General features: G+C 41.5%; 1 pseudogene. It reads right to left on the bottom strand.

The window, feature by feature from the left end:
• Positions 1-397: pseudogene (locus A3738_RS04790) on the bottom strand (C4-dicarboxylate ABC transporter); the annotation flags it as partial.
• Positions 398-545 lie beyond the last annotated feature (148 nt).

The following is a 545-nucleotide window of genomic DNA, read 5'->3' as shown; positions in this document are numbered from 1 at the left end:
CTCTGAAAGTTTCCAATGCAGGAGTGATTCGTTGTTTAGTTTCTTCGTACGACTCAAAGGCAGCAACACAATCTGCTTTTGAGTTTATTATTGATTGGCGAATGAGCTCAGGATCAGCTGGTTCGGCATCGAAAAGACCGAAGTCGTCTTCTTCCGCGCTTTCAGCTAGTCGCTCTTGTACGGCAGCCTCAACATCAAGTTGAGCATCACAGCTTGGTAGCTCGGGATCTGTACGTAGTTTGTAATAACCCTCCCAATAATGTTCGCCTACTTGCAGTATTTGGTTATGGACATCACTACTTGTACTAAAGATGACAACCATCAAAAGCAAGATACAAGCAGGAAGGGACGATAGCCACTCAATGGGTGAGCGACTTTTTAAAGTATTGGAAACCACGAAATTCCTACCCCCTAGTTTAAATTTATATTTAGGTAATTCGTTGTTATATCGAATAAAAAAGCCGATAGATTATATCGGCTCTTAGGAAGGGTAACTAGGTGTGAATAGCGCTAATTCGTTCCAATTAGTCACTATTAATTCTCGT

Source organism: Oleiphilus sp. HI0066 (assembly GCF_001635725.1).
This window is presented reverse-complemented; position numbering and strand designations above follow the sequence as displayed.